This is a genomic window from Noviherbaspirillum agri (assembly GCF_054780595.1).
In genome coordinates, this window is sequence record NZ_BAAGWA010000010.1 from 109,256 (window position 1) to 127,951 (window position 18,696).

The following is an 18,696-nucleotide window of genomic DNA, read 5'->3' on the forward strand; positions in this document are numbered from 1 at the left end:
GTTTTACTGATCCGCCATGAATTTGCCCCGCTCTCGCACCCCTCTCCCGCTTGCGGGAGAGGGGCCGGGGGAGAGGGAACAATTCAACATAGCGCGGTCGAATCAATATCTGCTGTATCGGCCATGTCTGCCGTATCACGCGCAGTAGTTGACCTCGATCGTCGCATGGACGATTTCCTCATGCACAGCAAGACGCTTCCGCAATACGTCCGGCGTCAACGTCCGGTCGCCGGTCGCCACGCTGATGGCGCAGGAATAGGACTTTTTGCCCACCCGCCATACGCGCAGGTCGACAATGTGAGTGTCATTCCTCTCCTGCCCGGTTTCAACCGCTTCGCGAATTTCGTCGACAACGGGATGGTCCATTTCGCGGTCGAGCAGCACTTTGCCGGTGTCTGCAATCAGGTTCTTTGCCCATATCGCCACCAGCACGGCACCGACGATCCCCATGGCCGGGTCCAGCCATGCCCATCCATAGAGCCAGCCGCCGGCCAGCGCGATGATTGCGAGCACGGATGTTGCGGCGTCCGTAATCACATGTATATAGGCCGAGCGCAGGTTCAGGTCATGGTGGTGATGGCCACCGTGGTCATGGGGAGCGTGATGATGATCGTGATCGTGATGGTGACCGTGCCCGTGATGATGGTCGTGCGCACCGCCGAGAATGAAGGCGCAGAGTACGTTCACCGCCAGGCCGATCGCGGCAACGATCATCGCCTCCTGGTAATGGATGGACTGCGGCGACAGCAGTCGCTCGACGGAACCGACCACCATCATGGCGGCAATGCCAAGCAGGAACACCGCGCTTGTGTATCCGGCGAGCACCTCGATCTTCCATGTCCCGAATGCAAAACGCGGGTCGCGCGCATAGCGGCGTGCGGCAGAATAGGCAAATGCGCTCAGCCCGATCGCCAGCGCATGCGAACTCATATGCCAGCCATCCGCAAGCAATGCCATCGAGTTGAACCACCAGCCGGCCGCAATCTCGACGACCATCGCTACAAGGGTGATCCACATCACCAGCCGCGTGCTGCGCTCGGCTGCATGACTGCCCTCGTCGAAGACGTGGTCGTGGATCCATTGGGAAAGTTTGTCTGGAGGCACTTGAACAACCTGAAGAACGAACGAGTTAAAAGAAAAACAACGGCATCGGGAGCAACCTTAGTCGCGGCTATCGCGCACAGCGGAGGCAGGCCGCCGCGCAGGCAGGGATTGTCGCATTTCTGCGTGGCACACGCATTGGCTGCCCCATCTGCGCCCCATCAATCAATGGACTTCATTCATCCAGAAAAAGTCACCGGATTGCGCGTATCGCGGATGTGCCTGCGATTCCATTGACAAAATGAACCTACCGCCCGGATTCCGGCCAAAGCGAGAGATTGGTGCAAGACAAACAACCAGCCAGACCCCTTCGATGCCGCTTACCAGCCTGAGAACGCTCTTTCCCGAAAACCGCCGCCATCCCTACCTGCTGGCTTTCGTTCTCGTCCTCGCTGCCACTGGCGCGCGCTATCTATTGCAACCTGTCCTGCAATCGAATGCGCCGATGCTGATCTTTACGCTGCCGATCGCCATTTCTGCCATGTATGGCGGCTTTCGGCCAGCAATCTTCGCTACCGCGCTTGGGGCGCTGGTCGGCCCTGTGTTTTTCATCGAGCCCGCGCTCACGCTAAAGGGATTCGTGCCGGCAGATGCCGTGCGGATTGCCGTCTTCTCCGTGATCGGCGCATGCATCAGCCTGCTCGGCGGTTGGGTCGACAAGTCGCGCAAGGCGATACGCGAAAGCGAGGAGCGCTTCCGGCTCGTCATCCAGGGCGCGCGCGACCTCGCGATCTTCTTTGTCAGCCCCCGCGGCTGCATCGAGAGCTGGAACCAGGGTGCCGAGCGAATCAACGGATACACGTCGGGCGAGATCATCGGCAAGCCGATTTCGATCTTCTATACCGAGGAAGACCGCGCCGCCGGCCATCCGCAACAACTGCTGGAAGAAGCGGAAAGACAGGGATATGTCTCACGGCAGGAGTGGCGCGTGCGCAAGGACGGCAGCCGGTTCTGGGCGGAAATCAGCCTCACGGCCGTGCGTGACGACACCGGTAAACTGCGCGGCTTTTCGAAAATCACGCGCGATCGCACGAAGGAACATGAGCTGCACCTATCGCTGGAGGAAAGCGAACACACGTCGCGCGCGCTGCTCGAATCCGCTACGCAGGCGGTCATCGGAATCGGCGAGGACGGACGGATACGCCTGGTCAACCGGACTGCGGAAAACATGTTCGGCTATACGCGCGATTTCCTCGTCGGCCAGCCGATCGAAATACTGATCCCCGAAAGTTCGCGCAGGCGCCATGTCGATCAGCGCAAAGCCTACTTTGCTGAAAGCTATCCGCGCCCGATGGGTGTCGGTATGGAACTGAAAGGCTTGCGCCATGACGGCACCGTCTTCCCGATCGAGGCCAGCCTGAGCATGACGGATACGCCGTCCGGGCGCCTCGCGGTCAGCTTTGTTTCCGACATCACCGTGCGCAAGCAGATCGAGGACGACCTGTTGCGCGAGCGATCGCAACTGCAGAGCATTCTCGACAACTCGCCTGTGCTCGTTTCCATCCGCGACCTGAATGGCAATGTCATTCTTGCCAACAAGGTGCTGGAGCGGATTTCCGATGCCGCGCTTTCGCCCATGGTCGGGCATAACATTGCAGAACTGTACGCCCCCGACATCGCTGCGGAAATTCGTAGCAGCGACCTTGATGCCCTCAAAATCGGCGGCCCTCTCCATCTTGAACAGGAAATGCGCCATCGGGACGGTATACAACGCACCTACCACACGATCAAATTTCCGGTCAGCTACCTGAACACGGCGGATCCATTCGGCATCTGTTCTTTTTCGGTCGACATTACGGAACAGAAAAAAGCGGAGCAGCAAGTGCTGCACGCCGCCCGGCATGACCCGCTGACGGGACTGCCCAACCGGGCACTGGTCTATGAGCTGGGCGAACACCTGATCGCCTCGGAGAAACGCGGCAAGCACAAGATTGCCGTGCTGTTTTTCGACCTTGACCGCTTCAAGCCGATCAACGATACCTACGGGCACGAAACCGGCGACCTCATGCTCAAGGAAGTGGCACGACGCCTCGAAACCAGCGTACGCAGCAGTGACCTCGTGGGCCGGCTGGGCGGCGACGAGTTCATCGCCCTGCTGACCAACGTGCAGGAAGAACAGGATATCGCCCGCGCCGCCAAGCATCTTCTGGAACGGCTGTCCGAGCCCTACCACGTCAACGGCCTCGAGCTGCGTACGTCCCCCAGCATCGGCATCAGCGTCTTCCCCACCGACGGATCCTCTGTCGATGTGCTGATCCGGCACGCCGACGCGGCGATGTACCACGCCAAGGCCAACGGACGGAACACTTATCAATTCTTCACACCGGAAATCAACACCAATACGCAACGCGTATTTACGCTGGAGCAAAAGCTGCGGCAGAGCATCGACGAAAACAATTTCGAGCTGTTCTACCAGCCCATCATCGACACGAAGTCAGGCCATGTTTCCGGCGCAGAAGCGCTGATCCGCTGGCGGCAGGTCAATGACGAGGTGATCATGCCGGGCGAATTCATCATGGCTGCCGAGGCAAGCGGCCTCATCAACCAGCTCGGCCAGTGGGTGATTGAAGAAGCATGCCGCCAGCACCATGAATGGCGCCGCCAGGGCCTGCCCCCCATCCGTGTCGCGGTCAACGTCTCGCCCATCCAGTTCCGCGCACGCGACTTCTCCCGGAAGGTGGCAGACGCGGTCGCCGCCTCGGAGATCGACCCGTCCTACCTGGAGCTGGAAGTCACCGAAAGCACCGTGATGAAACAGGTCGAGGAAGCGGCCAAGACCCTCGCCGGGCTCAAGCAGCTCGGCCTGCGCATTTCGCTCGACGATTTCGGCACCGGTTATTCCAGCCTCAGCTATTTGTCGCAATTTCCCATCGACAAACTGAAAGTCGACCAGTCCTTCATCCGCAACATCGACACCGACGAGCGCTCGCTCGCAATTGCGGAAACCGTCATCGCGCTCGCCAAACGGCTCAGTGTCGAAGTCGTCGCCGAAGGCATCGAGTCGGAAGACGCACTTGATCTCTTGCGCCAGCGCGACTGCGACCTCGGACAAGGCTATCTGATCAGCCCGCCGATGACCGCAGGCCAGTTCGTCGACTGGTATCGGCAGGCGGACCCGCGCCAGTTGTATCACTGACAGGCGTGCTCGTTCTCCACCGCGATGAAATCTTCGGCATGTATGTGGCGAGCGCACGGTAAAAGCGCACTCGCCGCTGCGCTTACAAAACACAAACAGAGATCCAAATCCTGTCGCACCACGCCAACAGGTTTGATCGCGCTCGCCCGCATGCTGTGACGCAGCAGACGCCTATACCACTGATTGCCTCCTCCTTTCACTCGTGTCGGCGAATTGGCTCTCCAAAGTCAATTGATCAATATCACCCGCACTCCATCGACATGATGTGGCCTCATCGTGCGCAAATTTCATTCCTTTATATTCGTTCATGGAACTCCTCAGTACCACTTGTCCGTTCAGCTGATCGACGGCGGTGCGTCATGGCGAGGTCCGGTCGTTCAGGTATTGAAGAAAAATTTAACTAATGGAGACAAACATGAACAAAAGAGTGCGCACTACGTTGCGCAGGATGATGCCTGTCCTTGCACTACTCGCCGTCGGATCGGAAGCAGCGGCGAACACGCTGAACCAGAACGCTTCCTGGACCGTCGACCGCTCCGGCACCACGACCAAGTACCGCGTGGTGTCCTACGGCGACTCGATCTTCGCCGGCTACAACGGCTCGATCAGCAACGCGGCAAAGTATGCCGGTCCCGTGGTGCAGTCCGAGTATCTTTCAGCGCTGTGGAATGCGGACATGGAGCAGGTGCGCCGCACCAAGTCTGGCGCGGTCGCGTCCGACGTCTACAATAACAAGATCGTGGCCGAACGGTCCTACATGCAGCACAGCGCGACCCGCGTGGTGGCGTTCGAGATGTGCGGCAACGACGGCCTGCAGGCGCGCACGGCGTTCAAGAACCAGACTGGCACTTGCAATACCGGCGTGCTGGATACGGCGTTGAACAACTGCAAGACCTATGTGGCGAGGGCGATGGACTACATCAATGCCAATGCCTATGCCGGCACCAAGCTCAAGGTGATCTCCAACCTGCACTACCCGGGCTATGCCGCCGACAACGTGCAAAGCTCCTGCAAGAGTGCATCGACCGGCGCGACGGTGAACATGCAAAACACGCTGCTGCCCTACATTGCGAAGATGAACTTCGCGATGTGCGACTACGCGCGGCAAAAGGGCTTTGCCTGCGTAGACGCGTTTGCGCAGTACATGGGGGCGGACTACGACAGCAACGGCGACGGCAAGATCGACTCCGAGGCACTGCGCTACGTCGCTGGCGAGAGCGAGGCAGACTACGTGAATCGCATCACCACCGCATTGCGTTCGACGATCCGCGACTCCAACACGCATTTCGTCTCCGCCACCAGCAGCTATGACTACATCCAGTCCGATGACACGCATCCGACCTACACGGGCGGGACTGTCACGGCCGGCCTGTGGGGCGGCAGCACGGGATCGGGCGCGGCGCGTTACACGTCGTTTACCGATGGCAAGAACCCGATATGGAACCGGTACGGCCATGAGCGCCTTGGCTGGGGCCTGTCGACCTTCAATCCGTCAGCACCGTAATCTGTCTGGAATCAGGGGGCAGTAATCCATGAAAACGCCACGCCGCTCCGGAAAGCAACGGCCCAGCCCGGTTGAAGACCGGGGCGGCTGGCGCCCGTCCTTCGGCTATCTCGCCATCGCGCTCGCGCTGGGCGTAGTCAGCCTTCTTTTCCTGTTCAGGTCGTCCGCCGAGGATGACGGCACCGCAGCATCCAGTTCTTCTCCCGCCTCGTCGGAGCGCGACAACTTCGCCACCTGGACGCCCCCGCCCATCCCTGTGCATCCCACGTCGCAGGATCCGTCGGCAGAAGCGCCGGAACATGTGGAGGGGGATGCAGACCCAACACGAGACCTCTCGTTCTATGTCGCTCGTGGCGAAAAGCCGACGATGCCGGAGGTGATCGAGCGCCTGCACGAAGCCGGCATCTACACCGGCCTTGGTGCATTCAATCCGCCCGGCACCAGCCCGCCGCTGGTCGGCATCGCGGTGCCGGAAGATTTCGAGCTTCCGCCGGGTTACGTGCGACACCACCAGACAACCGACGACGGCCAGCCCATCGAGCCGATCCTGATGTACTCGCCGGACGTCCAGTTCGTCGATGCTGCCAACCAGCCCATCGCGCTTCCAAAGGACCGCGTCGTGCTGCCGGAGCACGCGCCGCCCGGGCTGCCGATACGGCGCATCACGATCCCCGCACCGACGGAACCACAGTGAGCCGCATGCCCAACACCATCCCGAACACCATGCCGCGATCGCCACATGCTGGCGCACGCATGCTGGCCGCCATCGTCGCCAGCGCAATTCTTGCCGGACTGTACGTGCGCGGCGGCGCAGGCTGGTTCCTCGGCTTCGTCTTTCTCGTGCCGTGGCTGCGCACCCTCGATGCAAACCGCAGCCTCGCAGGCACGCTGCTCTCGGCATGCGTCATGTCGGTTGCCTACGCTGCGGCGGTCTTTGCGTGGTTTGGGGTCGCCATCAGTAGCTATACCCAGATCGGCACCGCCGCCGGCGTCTCCTTGCTGCTGGTCGCTGCGCCGCTGTTGCAGCCGCAGTTCCTTGCCTTCGCGCTGGTGCGCCATGTCGTTGGCCGGCGGTACGGCCCTGCCCTCACCGCCTGTGCAGCCGCCGCAGCCTGGGTCGCGGCGGAATGGCTTACGGTCAAACTCCTCGGCCATGCGCTGAGTTATACGCTCGGCTACGGACTCTATCCCTCCACACTCCTGCGCCAGGCCGCGGACCTTGGCGGCGCCGCCGGCCTTACCATCCTGCTGCTGTTGGCTAATCAGTGTGTAGCAACTGCCATCGCGCGCCGTTCCGATGGGGTTCGCGCGATCGCCGCGCCCCTGGCACTTGCCGTGCTGGTGCCGCTGCTGCTGGCAAGCTACGGCTGGGCCAGCCTCCCTTCGTCGCCTGCAAACACATCTCCGGGCGAGTCGCTGCGCGTGGGCATGATCCAGTCCAACATCGTGGACTATGAGCGCCAGCGCCAGGAGAAAGGCGCGCATGCCGTCGTGCGCGAGGTGCTCGACACGCACTTCGCCATGACCTACGACGCCGTCGTGCGGCAAGGTGCGGATGCCGTGCTCTGGTCGGAGACGGCGTATCCCACGACCTTCGGCCATCCCAAGAGCGATGCCGGTGCAGAGCTGGATCGCGAAATCCTGTCCTTCGTGGATTCGGCCAAGGTGCCCCTGGTGTTTGGCACCTATGACGTGGACGAGAACGGCGAATACAACGCGGCGGCTTTCGTCGAGCCCGACACCGGCCTGCTCGGCTTTTACCGCAAGAGCAATCTCTTTCCGTTCACCGAGTATGTGCCGGACTGGCTCGATGGCCAGGCACTGCGGCGCTGGCTGCCGTGGACCGGGACCTGGCAGCCTGGCGCAGGTGCACGCGTGTTCCCGCTGCGGCTTGCGGACGGCCGCGAGATCCCGGTGCTGCCGATGATCTGCCTCGACGACATGAATACGGGTCTCGCTGTTGACGGCGCGCGGCTGGGCGCGCAGGCGATCCTGAGCATGTCGAACGATTCCTGGTTCACCGCCGCGCCGGGCATGGACATGCATCTTGCCGCCGCGGCATTCCGCAGCATCGAAACCCGCCTTCCGCAGTTTCGCGTCACGCCAAACGGCTACAGCGCCGTGATCGACGCCACGGGCACCGTCATCGCCAGCGCCGGACAAGGACAACGCGCTGTCGTAGTCGGTGAACTGCCCGTCGCCACGCCGTCGCCCACGCTGATTGTGCGATGGGGTAACTGGGTCGGGCCGGCCTCGGCCGCATTCCTCGCCCTGCTCGCACTGTCCGCAGCATTCCGCGCACTGCATAAACCCGAGGCGAAAGGCATGCCCGAGCCCGCCACTGCAATCACCTTCCCCGTCAAGGTCGCCGTGTTGCCGCCCGCGGCCCGCGTCGCCGCAGGCCTCCTGCGCGCCTTCGCCCGCACCAGCCTGCTCTGGATGGGCGCAGCCATGCTGTTCAGCGACACCCTGCGCGGCAACACGCTGGCACAGATCCGTACCTTTGCCGCACTCTTTTTGGCGCCGGAGCTTGCGTCGTGGTGTGTGCTGTACGCTTTTGCCGCACGCGCTTATATAGAAAACGGCAAGCTCGTGCTGGCGCGCGGCGCGCATCGCATGGAGCTCGCACTGCACGACATTGCCGCCGCCAGACCGTGGCGCCTGCCTGTCCCCGGCTCCGGCGTAACGCTGCACCTGACGTCGGGCAAACGCTGGCGATACGGACTTGCGACGGCCAACCCGACTGCACTGGCGTCGGCCCTGGCACCAGCGAGCCGCCCCGCGACGCGCAGCGGCAAACCCGCCGCCAAATCATCGTGCGAAATGACCTATGCCAGAGTCCGCGAAGCAGTGCGGCGCGGACGCCTTGGCCATCCCTTGGTGAAGTTCGTCCTGCTCCCGACCTTACTTGCCATCCCGGCGTTCCGCCTGCACCAGCACATTGCCTTCGGCGACAGCTTTGGCGAATACCACCTGTTCGGCCTGAAGGCCTACCTGCTTGCCTTCTCGCTCTGGTGGGCCGCGTGGGCGATTGGCGTCGCACTCAGCGCCGCCGCATTGCGTGCCGCGATCGAAGCCGGCACCCTGCTCGCGGTAGCGCTGCGTCCGGTGCAAGCGACAGAGACGCGGCGCTGGCTTGAGCGCTTCGGGCTTGCGCTGCTCTACCTTGGTTTGCCGTCGTGGCTGCTGTTGCGGGTGTTTGGGGGCTAGGAAAGCTACCCTTACTGATCCGGCATGAATTGCCGTTACCGTAGCTCCCCTCGCCCGCCTGCGGGAGAGGGGTCGGGGGAGAGGGAACAATTCAATATGGTGCGCCCGCATCACTCACGCTGCACGATGCATAGCCAACCGAAAGTCAACGAATAGTAACGACGAGTTGCAATTGTGACATTGGGAAATGCTGCTGATTCCGTTATCATCCGGCAACGATTCTGCGAGGAAACAATGTCCAAGAAAAATCTCTCCGAGCGCGACATCTGTACCCAGTTCATCACCCCTGCGGTGAAGCGTGCCGGTTGGGACTTTGCCTCGCAAGTCCGTGAAGAGGTGACCTTCACCGCCGGCCGCATCATCGTTCGCGGCAAGATGCACAGCCGCGGCACCAAAAAACGCGCCGACTACCTTCTGTACTACAAGGCCAACCTTCCCATCGCCGTCATCGAAGCCAAGGACAACACGCACGGCCTTGGCGACGGCATGCAGCAAGGCTTGGGCTATGCCGAAACGCTCGATCTGCCGTTCGTCTTCAGCAGCAACGGCGACGGCTTCCTTTTCCACGACCGCACCGGTCACGCCAAACAGGTCGAAACGGCACTCACGCTCGACCAGTTCCCTTCACCGCAAGAACTCTGGCAGCGTTACTGCGCGTGGAAGGGACTCGTCACGCCGCAAAGCCGCGACACCGTCGAAACGCCGTATTACGACGACGGCAGCGGCAAGCTGCCGCGTTATTACCAGGTCAATGCCATCAACCGCACCATCGAGGCGATCGCGCGCGGCCAGCAACGCATCCTGCTGGTGATGGCCACCGGCACGGGCAAGACCTACACCGCCTTCCAGATCATCTGGCGGCTGTGGAAATCGAAGGCCAAGAAACGCATTCTGTTCCTGGCCGACCGCAACATCCTCGTCAACCAGGCCCGCACCAACGACTTCAAGCCGTTCGGCGCGGCGATGACCAAGATCGAGAAGCGCCAGGCCAACAAGGCATTTGAAATCTACCTGTCGCTGTACCAGGCCGTGACCGGCAGCGAGGAAGAAAAGAACATTTACAAGCAGTTTTCCCCGGACTTTTTCGACCTTGTCGTGATCGACGAATGTCACCGGGGCAGCGCCGCCGAGGATTCGGCATGGCGCGAAATCCTCGACTACTTCTCCGGCGCCACGCACATCGGCCTGACCGCCACGCCGAAGGAAACTAAGGAAGTCTCCAACATCCATTACTTCGGCGAACCGGTCTATACCTACTCGCTCAAGCAAGGCATCGACGACGGCTTTCTCGCGCCGTACAAGGTCATCCGCATCGACATCGACCGCGATCTGCAAGGCTGGCGTCCCGCCAAGGGACAGACTGACAAGCACGGCAACCTGATCGAAGACCGCATCTACAACCAGAAGGACTTCGACCGGACGCTGGTGCTGGAAAAGCGCACCGAACTGGTTGCCAGAAAGGTCACGGAATTTCTCAGTGCTACCGATCCCTACGCCAAGACCATCGTCTTCTGCGAAGACATCGACCACGCCGAGCGCATGCGCCAGGCACTGGTCAACCTCAACCCGGACCGCGTGAAGGAAAACCGCAGATACATCATGCGGATCACCGGAGACGACCCGCAAGCCAAGGCAGAACTCGACAACTTCATCGATCCGGAAAGCCGCTACCCGGTCATCGCCACCACCAGCAAGCTGATGACCACCGGCGTCGATGCCCAGACCTGCAAGCTTGTCGTGCTCGACCAGCGCATCCAGTCGATGACCGAGTTCAAGCAGATCATCGGTCGCGGCACGCGCATCAACGAAGACCACGGCAAATTCTGGTTCACGATCATGGACTTCAAGAAGGCCACCGAACTCTTCGCCGATCCCGACTTCGACGGCCCGCCGGAACAGGTCTATGAACCCAAAGGCGATCAGTCGCCCGTCCCGCCCGACGAAGAAGCGCCGCAGGACGACAGCGATCCGGCCGGGCCATCCCCCCGGCCAGAGCCGCCATTGCCCCCGGAAGATGACGGCAGAAAGCGCGTCAAGTACGTGCTGGGCGGCGAAGTCACGGTCTATGTCGTTGCCGAGCGCGTGCAGTATTACGGCCCGGACGGCAAGCTGATCACCGAATCGCTCAAGGACTACACCCGCCGCGCGGTGCGCAAGGAATACGCCTCCCTCGACGATTTCCTGCGCCGCTGGACCGGCGCCGACCGCAAGAAAGCCATCATTGAAGAACTGGAAGCGAAAGGCGTGATCCTCGACGCGCTGGCCGAGGAAGTCGGCAAGAAGCAAGGGCGCGAATTCGACCCCTTCGACCTCGTGTGCCACGTCGCCTTCGACCGTCCACCGCTCACGCGCAAGGAACGGGCGGAACAGGTCAAAAAGCGTGACGCTTTTGCAAGATATGGCGACAAGGCGCGCGCCGTGCTGGAAGCGCTCGTAGAAAAATACGCCGACGCCGGCATCGAAAGCATCGAAGACATTAAAATCCTCACCCTCGACCCGTTCACCCGGTTAGGCACGCCGCCGGAACTGATCCAGTCCTTCGGCGGCAAACCCGCGTACCTGTCCGCGATCCGGGAGTTGGAAGCGCAGTTGTATGGCTGATAAGCCGCAGGACCGCAGGGTGCGCCCGGTGAACCCGGAACGAGGGCAAGCGATTGGTGCGCAGAGCGCAGCCTGCACACAGCTCAATCGCAGAACGGTAGGGTGCGCTCTGCGCACCGGAACGATCGCAATAGCACTGGTGCGCAGAGCGCACCCTACACACTGCGTCACAAGCTGCCACGGAGCCACTCCTTCCCCCTTTGCAGGGGCGCCCGGCGTAGCGGGAGGTAACCATGAGACGCGGCTTTTCCTGCAGAACCGTAGGGTGCTCCCCGCGCACCGGAACAACCGCAAGCACAATCGGTGCGCATAGCGCACCCTACACAATCACCCGTCATTGAACTCAACCGTTTCTATGTCCATCAGCATCAGCACCACCATCAAATCCATCCAGGACATCATGCGCAAGGATGTCGGCGTCGACGGCGACGCCCAGCGCATCGGCCAGCTGGTCTGGATGTTCTTCCTCAAGATCTACGACGACAAGGAAACCGAGTACGAACTGCTCGACGACGACTACAAGTCACCCATCCCGGAGCACCTGCGCTGGCGCAACTGGGCGGCCAATGCCGAGGGCATGACCGGCGACGAGCTGCTGGACTTCGTCAATAACCAGCTCTTCCCCACGCTGAAGAATCTGCAACCCAAGGGCGGCGACAAGCGCGGCTATGTGATTCGCGGCGTGTTCGAAGATGCCTACAACTACATGAAGTCCGGCCACCTGATGCGGCAGGTCATCAACAAGATCGTCGAAGGCATCGACTTCAATAAGGCGCAGGACCGCCACCTGTTCGGCGACCTGTACGAGCAGATCCTGCGCGACCTGCAAAACGCCGGCAACGCCGGCGAGTACTACACCCCGCGCCCGGTCACGCAGTTCATGGTGGACATGACCGCGCCGCAGCTTGGCGAAAAGATCATGGACCCGGCCTGCGGCACCGGCGGCTTCCTCACTTGTGCCATCGAATACGTGCGCAAGCACCATGTGAAGACCGTCGAGCAGGAACAGGTGCTGCAGCAATCCATCTTCGGCGTCGAGAAAAAGCCGCTGCCGCACCTGCTCTGCACCACCAACATGATCCTGCACGGCATCGACGTGCCGACCAACGTCCGCCACGACAACACGCTGGCACGCCCGCTGCGCGACTACGGCCCGCGCGACCGCGTCGATGTCATCGTCACCAACCCGCCCTTCGGCGGCATGGAAGAAGACGGCATCGAGAACAACTTCCCGGCCAACTTCCGCACCCGCGAGACCGCCGACCTGTTCCTCGTCCTGATCATGCACCTGCTCAAGGACGGCGGCCGCGCCGCCGTGGTGCTGCCCGACGGCACGCTGTTCGGCGAAGGCATCAAGACACGCATCAAGGAACAACTGCTCGACACCTGCAACCTGCACACCGTCGTGCGCCTTCCCAACGGCGTGTTCAACCCCTACACCGGCATCAAGACCAACCTGCTCTTCTTCACAAAAGGCACGCCGACGCAGGAAGTCTGGTTCTACGAGCATCCCTACCCGGCGGGCTACAAGAGCTATTCCAAGACGAAGCCGATGCGCATCGAGGAATTCGAGGTGGAAAAGGCGTGGTGGACCAATCGCGTTGAAAGTGAATTCGCATGGAAAGTCAGCGCCGACGACATCAAGGCGCGCAACTACAACCTCGACATCAAGAACCCGCACAGCCCGGATCAAGTGAGCCACGATCCAGACGAACTGCTCGCCGATTACGCGCAATTGCAGGCGCGGATCGCCAAGACGCGGGATGAACTGAGGGCAGTGCTCGCCGCTGCGCTGGAGGGCAAGGCGTGAGCGTCGTGTTGAGTGAACATCTGCCGCTGCTGGCGACTGCGCCGGATGGCATTCAGAAACTGCGGAGCCTTATTCTGGAACTCGCCGTGCGTGGCAAATTGGTGCCGCAAGATCCCAATGACGAACCGGCCAGTCAATTACTGAAGCGCATTACACAGCAAAAGGCACGACTGGAGGCTGACGGCAGTTGCAAAAAAACGAAGCCAATAGCGCCCGTTGGAGAAGATGAGCGACCATTTGCAGTGCCCGATAGCTGGCTGTGGGTCAGGCTGGCGGACATCGCCTCGTTCGAGAACGGTGACCGCAGCAAAAACTATCCTTCGCGTGAGGAGTTTGTTCCGTCTGGTATCCCGTTTATCAATGCTGGGCACTTAATTGATAGGCGCGTCAACTTCACGGAAATGAACTACATCCCGCAGGCGCGTTTTGATGTACTTAGATCAGGAAAAACCAAAAAGGGTGATCTCCTGTTTTGCCTTCGAGGCTCACTGGGTAAATTTGGAGTTGTAGCGGACGATGGACCTGCTGCAATCGCTTCTTCGTTGGTAATCGTTCGACTTGTCGAAGAAAAACTTCTTCAGTACGTCGAGTCGTACTTATCCAGTCCAATGATCGCAGGGCAAATATCGAAGTTTGATAATGGTACCGCTCAGCCAAATCTTGGTGCCACTGACCTTATTAGGTTCGTTTTTCCTCTCCCCCCTCTTGTCGAACAGCGCCGCATCGTCGCCAAAGTCGATGAGCTGATGACCCTCTGCGACCGGCTGGAAGCGGAGCAGGCCGACGCCGAATACGCGCATGCCAGGCTCGTCGACGCCCTGCTCGGCACGCTCACCCAGAGCACCGACGCCGGCGATCTCACCGCCAACTGGCAACGCCTTGCTGAACACTTCGATACCCTCTTCATCACCGAGTCCAGCCTCGACGTTCTCAAGCAGACGGTCCTGCAACTAGCTGTGATTGGCAAGCTGGTGCCGCAAGATCCAAAGGATGAGCCCGCAAGTGCGCTCCTGAAGAGGATTAGTGGTTCACGGAAAGTCAAGCGCAAGATCTGCGCAATAGACGTGGATAGCTTGGAAATGCCACTTCCGGGCATTCCCGAGACTTGGCAGTGGACAGTAATTGACCAAATTGCAAGTGACACAGAGAACTCCATTACGGACGGGCCGTTTGGCGCAAACCTTAAAACGGAGCATTACATTTCTACGCCCGGCTTTCGCGTTATCCGACTTCAAAACATTGGAGACCGGGAATTCAGAGCCGAGCATCATGCATACATTGATTCCGCGCGCTTTAATCGCCTCGAAAAACATCATGTTTTTGCGAACGACTTGGTCATCGCTGGTCTCGTCGAAGATCGGGTTCGATGCTGCAAGGTTCCGTCCGATATCGGCAATGCGCTCGTGAAGGCGGACTGTTATCGGTTCTCCGTGCACGAATGCCTAAGTACCGACTTCGCGTTGAACTACCTCAGCTCTCCTTTGGCAAGCCTTTTTGCGGCGTCCCATCATCATGGCATGACATTGACACGTATCGGACTTGGAAATTTCCGGCAATTACCGTTTCCACTCCCTCCTCTCGCTGAACAACACCGCATCGTCGCCAAAGTCAACGAACTGATGGCCCTCTGCGACCAGCTCAAGGCCGACCTTGCCGAATCGCGCCGCAGCCAAGAACGGTTGGCCTCCACCTTGATTGAAGCGGCACTCCAAGCGGCCTGAGGCGCTTGTCATGGCCGCTCGTCTTTCACGTGGACGTGCGGCCTTGAATGAACGACGAGACACAGCGATTCAGCCGGACAAGGCATCCTAGCTGCGGCATGCGGCCGGAGCCAGAGGACAAAACGGCCTTTGCCGAGCGGGCAATCCTCATGGCCTGCAACTTCGCCGCAGGTGAGTAAAGTACAATGATCCCCTTTCAAACAACCTGAGAGGCGCGGGAAACCGCACCTTTCTGCTCGCGTGGATATATTCATCATCCTCGGACTGATTCTTCTCAACGGCGTTTTCGCCATGTCCGAACTGGCCGTCGTTTCCTCGAAGCGGATCCGGCTGCAAAACCTGTCCGACAACGGCAGCCGGGGCGCAACGGCTGCACTTCAACTTGCCGATCATCCCAGCCGCTTCCTGTCCACCGTTCAAGTTGGCATCACGCTGATCGGCATCTTCAATGGTGCGTTCGGTGAGGCATCACTCGTTGCGCGGCTCGCGCCGCAGATCGCGCAGGTGGCGGTTCTGGCCGAGTATGCGCGCGAGATTGCGCTTGGCATCGTGGTGATCGGCATCACGTTTGCCTCCATCGTGCTGGGCGAACTGGTGCCGAAACGCATTGCCATGCAGTACCCTGAAACGGTAGCGACGATGATCGCCGCGCCGATGCAATGGCTGTCGCGCATCGTGTCGCCCTTCGTGAAGGTCCTGACGGCGACGACCGAGGCCATCATGCGCCTGCTTGGCTTGCACAAGCCAAAGGATGACTCCGTCACCGAAGAAGAAATCACCGGCCTGATCCGCGAAGGCGCGGACGCCGGCCTGTTTGAGCGCACCGAGCATGACATCGTGACCCGCGCCTTGCGCCTGGATGACCTGCGGCTGGGCGCATTGATGACGCCGCGTACGGACCTGGAGTTCATCGACCTGAACGACAGCCTGGAGCAATCGCTGGCGAAGATCGCAGACAGCCCCTTCAGCCGCTTGCCGGTGTGCCGCGGCGACCGCTCCAACATCCTCGGCATCGTGCACACGGGTGACCTGTTTGAACAGGCAATCCGTGGCGAGTCCATCTCCAGTGTGGACATCGAAAAGGCGATCAAGCCGGCGCTCTATGTCCCGGAGACCGTCAGCGGCATGGACCTGCTGGAAACACTCAAAAAGAACCGTGCCGAGCTGGCGCTGGTGATTGACGAGTACGGCGAGATCGAGGGCATGGTGACACTGAGCGACGTCATGGGCGCGCTCGTGGGCGATGTATCGGTCGTGGACGACGAGGAGCACGAAGCGGATGCGGTGCAGCGCGAGGATGGCTCCTGGTTGATTGACGGCGGCGTCTCTCTAGACCGTTTCCGCGACTTGTTCGTCACCAATCTTCAGTTTCCTGAGGAATCCAATGGTACTTACCATACGCTGGCGGGCTTCGTGCTCACCCAGTTTGGCCACATCCCGGCCGTTTCCGAGCATTTCGAGTGGAGCGGCTACCGGTTCGAGGTAGTGGATATGGACCGGCACCGGATTGACCGCCTACTGGTATCCCGGACTGAAGCGCAGGCCAATCCGGAAGATACGCAGCAAGGCTGATCCTGCCGGGGCACGGTCTTTGAACCACGGTCCTTTGGGCCGTAGTCTTCCGAACCGCAGTCTTATGGGGCGCGGCCTTTCAGTGTCGCCGTGAAGGCTTCCATACTGACCAATGTCATTGCGTGCTGCAGTGCTTCTTGCATTGCAGCGTCGGTGCAATAGCCTGAAAGGCTGAACAACCTGCACCGGAGCCGATATTGAGCGGAAAGGAAGTTGCAACCGAGACCCTCATCAGGGCCACAGTCGTTGCTGCTGTGGCGCTCATCACCCTTCTGATCCTGTACGCATCAGAAATCTTTCTCGTCGTATTCGCCGGCATGTTGCTGGCCATCCTGTTCCGCGCAATGAGCAACTGGATTGCGCGGTGGACCGGCCTCGCCGACAAGTGGGCAACGGCGATTGCGCTGCTTACACCATTTTTATTGCTGGGACTTTTTTTCTGGTATATCGCGCCGGATGTGTCGGACCAGGCGAGCGAATTGGCGGATCGCGTCCCGAAAGCGTTTCGTCAGCTGCAGGAGCAATTGCTGCAATACGACTGGGCGAACCGCATCATGGAGCAGCAAGGAAAGCTGCAGGACGCGATGCCCTCCGGCTCCAAAGCCGTCTCGCTTTTCACCAAGTTCTTTTCATCGACATTTGGCGCGATCGGCAACCTCGTGATCGCGCTGGCGATCGGCATTTTCCTCAGCATCAATCCGCAAACCTATGTAGGCGGCCTGATGCATCTGGTCCCTTTGGACAAGCGGCGCCGCGCGGGAGAAGTCCTTGAGGCAACGCGTTCCACGCTGGCCTCGTGGCTGACTGCAAAGCTGATCGAGATGGCGGTAATCGGCGTGCTGACAACAATCGGGCTGTGGATCATCGGCATTGACCTTGCGCTGGTGCTCGGGATTATTGCCGCGCTGCTGTCCTTCATTCCGAATATCGGGCCGATTATTTCGGTGATTCCCGCGCTGCTGATTGCGCTGGTGGATGGCTTTGACCAGGTCCTGTACGTCATTGCACTCTATGCGGGAATCCAGACCGTCGAGAGCTATATCCTCACGCCGCTTCTTCAGCAGCACATGGTCGATCTTCCCCCGGCGCTGACTGTCGGCATGCAGGTCCTCGGCGGCTTCCTCGCCGGTGCGCTGGGCGTGATCCTCGCCACGCCGCTTACCGCCGCGGCCATGGTGATGATCCGCATGTGGTACGTCGAAGACATGCTTGGGGATCGCTCCGTGGACAGTGGATGAGCCGCGCGAAGTGCCCTGCTATTTTTCCGTATGGATGACCTTGTCGACGATATGGATCACGCCGTTATCCGCATCCAGGTCGCTCTGGATCACGCTCGCGTCCTCGACGCGCACCAGTCCGTTATCGGATTTCACGTGCAGTTTGCTGCCGTCGATGGTTTGCGTCTCACCGGGCTTGATGTCCATGACCATGTGTTTGCCGGGAATAACATGGTCAGAGACAAACTTCGCCGCCGTTTCCCGGTCGGATAACAGCGCCTTTTTCTCTTCCTGCGGGAGCTGATTGAATGCCGAGTCAGACGGGGCAAACACGGTAAACGGACCGCGCTGCCGCAGCGTGTCGGAAAGACCGGCGATCTGCACCGCTTCGACGAAGTGGCTGATTTCGGACGAGCGCTTCGCAGTCCCGACCAGGTCTGCGGCGGAAGCGGAAGCGGCCAGGAGTGCAGCGAGTAGCAAGGGTATGAGTTTTTTCATCGTATGTGGTTCGGTGTGGCTGTACATTGGCTGACCATGCCGTGTAGGGATAAAGCGCTGCGCCTGAACGTCAGGTCGCACTTCGGCTGCGGTTTTGCATCCCGAACGTGATCGCTAAGCGGAGTCCGTTTGACCCACGGCAAGGACACCGAACCGGATTAGCGAAGCAAAGCTCACACCGGGTTTAATAGTTGCAAAGTATTTTGGACGTGCTTTGTTAGGCCGAGTTCAGTTGTGTTTCTCAGCGCAATCACTTTCCTGGGAATTGCTTGAACGGAGACAGACGCACCATCATTTCCACTGTCGAATCATAAAAGGGACGTGCA

At 60.3% G+C, this 18,696-nt stretch carries 11 protein-coding genes; 9 read left to right on the top strand and 2 right to left on the bottom strand.

Annotated features, from left to right (window positions below):
* Positions 1–135: 135 nt before the first annotated feature.
* Positions 136–1,104, bottom strand: coding sequence for a CDF family Co(II)/Ni(II) efflux transporter DmeF (dmeF, locus tag ACYVIA_RS16630; protein ID WP_460842731.1), 969 nt, complete (start codon positions 1,102–1,104; stop codon positions 136–138).
* A gap of 310 nt (positions 1,105–1,414) precedes the next feature.
* Between dmeF and ACYVIA_RS16635 the strand changes: the two genes are divergently transcribed.
* The 9 genes from ACYVIA_RS16635 (at position 1,415) to ACYVIA_RS16675 (ending at position 17,893) form a co-directional block, all read left to right on the top strand.
* On the top strand, positions 1,415–4,237 hold the full coding sequence (locus ACYVIA_RS16635) for an EAL domain-containing protein (protein WP_460842733.1): 2,823 nt from the start codon (positions 1,415–1,417) through the stop codon (positions 4,235–4,237).
* A gap of 415 nt (positions 4,238–4,652) precedes the next feature.
* Positions 4,653–5,741, top strand: coding sequence for an SGNH/GDSL hydrolase family protein (locus tag ACYVIA_RS16640; protein ID WP_460842734.1), 1,089 nt, complete (start codon positions 4,653–4,655; stop codon positions 5,739–5,741).
* Positions 5,742–5,769: 28 nt separating this feature from the next.
* Positions 5,770–6,435 (top strand): hypothetical protein, encoded by a 666-nt coding sequence (locus tag ACYVIA_RS16645; protein WP_460842735.1) that lies wholly within the window; start codon positions 5,770–5,772, stop codon positions 6,433–6,435.
* 5 nt (positions 6,436–6,440) lie between these two features.
* The gene (gene lnt / locus ACYVIA_RS16650) at positions 6,441–8,951 is read left to right on the top strand and encodes an apolipoprotein N-acyltransferase (RefSeq protein ID WP_460842738.1); all 2,511 of its coding nucleotides are present in this window, start codon (positions 6,441–6,443) and stop codon (positions 8,949–8,951) included.
* Between the two features lie 234 nt (positions 8,952–9,185).
* A complete protein-coding gene (gene hsdR / locus ACYVIA_RS16655) occupies positions 9,186–11,552 on the top strand; it encodes an EcoAI/FtnUII family type I restriction enzme subunit R (protein ID WP_460842740.1) in 2,367 nt (788 codons plus the stop codon).
* A gap of 361 nt (positions 11,553–11,913) precedes the next feature.
* Positions 11,914–13,362, top strand: coding sequence for a type I restriction-modification system subunit M (locus ACYVIA_RS16660; protein WP_460842793.1), 1,449 nt, complete (start codon positions 11,914–11,916; stop codon positions 13,360–13,362).
* Positions 13,359–15,083: a restriction endonuclease subunit S gene (locus ACYVIA_RS16665; protein WP_460842741.1), complete on the top strand. Its 1,725-nt coding sequence runs from the start codon at positions 13,359–13,361 to the stop codon at positions 15,081–15,083. Before ACYVIA_RS16660 ends, ACYVIA_RS16665 begins: the two co-directional genes overlap by 4 nt.
* A gap of 240 nt (positions 15,084–15,323) precedes the next feature.
* Positions 15,324–16,655: a hemolysin family protein gene (locus ACYVIA_RS16670; RefSeq protein ID WP_460842742.1), complete on the top strand. Its 1,332-nt coding sequence runs from the start codon at positions 15,324–15,326 to the stop codon at positions 16,653–16,655.
* A 197-nt stretch (positions 16,656–16,852) separates the two neighbouring features.
* Positions 16,853–17,893 carry an AI-2E family transporter gene (locus tag ACYVIA_RS16675; RefSeq protein ID WP_460842744.1) on the top strand — a complete coding sequence of 347 codons (1,041 nt, stop codon included), beginning with the start codon at positions 16,853–16,855 and terminating at the stop codon, positions 17,891–17,893.
* 18 nt (positions 17,894–17,911) lie between these two features.
* Here the strand turns inward: ACYVIA_RS16675 and ACYVIA_RS16680 are convergent, their stop codons facing one another.
* On the bottom strand, positions 17,912–18,370 hold the full coding sequence (locus tag ACYVIA_RS16680) for a fasciclin domain-containing protein (protein WP_460842746.1): 459 nt from the start codon (positions 18,368–18,370) through the stop codon (positions 17,912–17,914).
* Positions 18,371–18,696: the final 326 nt, after the last annotated feature.